Consider the following 1,305-nt stretch of genomic DNA (forward strand, 5'->3'; position numbering starts at 1 on the left):
CACCTGGAGGAGCAATAATGTCAGCACTTCCATTTCTAGGAATGGTCGGAATCGCTGCAAACAGTCCTTTAGCTTCGCTTCTAATCGCTCTTTATATAACACAGGACAGCTTTGGAACAGCGGCAAATGTATCTGGGGATAATGCAATAGCTATTATAGTTGACTGGATTTATCATAAATTTATAAAAAAATAAAAACAATATAAAAAGTGAAAAACTAAGATTAATTAGTAATTCACTTTTTTCTTTTTTATCTTAATACCATAAAAGATTAATTCCATTTTCTTTACATTTTTTTACGATTTCAGGAGTCCAAACAGAAGCCTGAACTTCTCCAATATGTGCTTTTTGTAACAAGAACATACAAATTCTCGACTGTCCGATTCCTCCACCGATTGTTAACGGTAATTCATCATTTAAAAGCATTTTATGAAAATCAAGATTTTTTCGCTCTTCTAAGTTCAATTCCTTCAATTGACGTTCTAGCGCCTTTTTATCTACACGAATTCCCATTGACGATAATTCTAATGAACTATCGAGAACTGGATTCCACATAATCAAATCTCCATTTAGTTCCCAATCATCATAATCTGGAGCACGCCCATCATGTCTTTGTCCAGAATTTAACATTTTTCCAATTTGCATAATAAATACTGCGCCATTTTCTTTTGCAAATCTTTCTTCTCTTTCATTTGGAGTCAATTCAGGATATAAATTTTCTAATTCTTGTGAAGTTATAAAAGTTACTTCCTTTGGTAAAAATTTTTCAAATTTACTAAATTTATCTGTCAATTCTTTTTCTGTATTTAAAAAGACTTGATAGATTTTTTTTACAGTTTCTTTTAAAAACTCTAAATTTCTATCCTCTTTTGAGACAACCTTTTCCCAGTCCCATTGATCCACGTAAATTGAATGAGTGTTATCCAAATCTTCATCTCTTCTAATTGCATTCATATCTGTGTAAATACCTTTTCCAGCCTCTACACCATACTGCTTTAATGCAATTCTTTTCCATTTTGCAAGTGAATGCACAATTTCCAATGTAGTATCTGGCATTTCTTTCATTTCAAAAGCCACAGGACGTTCGACTCCATTTAGATTATCATTAATCCCAGCAGACTTTCTGACAAACATAGGTGCTGAAATTCTTGTTAAATCCAATGCTTTTGCAAGTTCTCTCTCAAAGCAGTCTTTCGCCACTTTTATGGCAATTTCTGTTTCCATAATTCCGTATTTGGAATCATAATTTTTTGGAATTATAATACTTGACATATACTCTCCTTCTTTCTCAATTTTTTATTCTACC

General features: G+C 32.3%; 2 protein-coding genes. One reads left to right on the forward strand and one right to left on the reverse strand.

Annotated elements, in window-relative coordinates; all coding sequences use genetic code 11:
* A partial coding sequence (locus tag Q0370_RS06030; protein ID WP_299573412.1) for a cation:dicarboxylase symporter family transporter occupies window positions 1-194 on the forward strand: 194 nt, incomplete at its 5' end.
* Window positions 195-254: 60 nt separating this feature from the next.
* On the opposite strand, the gene asnA is transcribed toward Q0370_RS06030, so the two are convergent.
* Window positions 255-1,271 (reverse strand): aspartate--ammonia ligase, encoded by a 1,017-nt coding sequence (gene asnA, locus Q0370_RS06035; RefSeq protein WP_147004872.1) that lies wholly within the window; start codon window positions 1,269-1,271, stop codon window positions 255-257.
* Window positions 1,272-1,305 lie beyond the last annotated feature (34 nt).

It is taken from the genome of uncultured Leptotrichia sp. (genome assembly GCF_938036635.1).
GTDB classification, from domain to species: Bacteria; Fusobacteriota; Fusobacteriia; order Fusobacteriales; family Leptotrichiaceae; genus Leptotrichia; species Leptotrichia hongkongensis.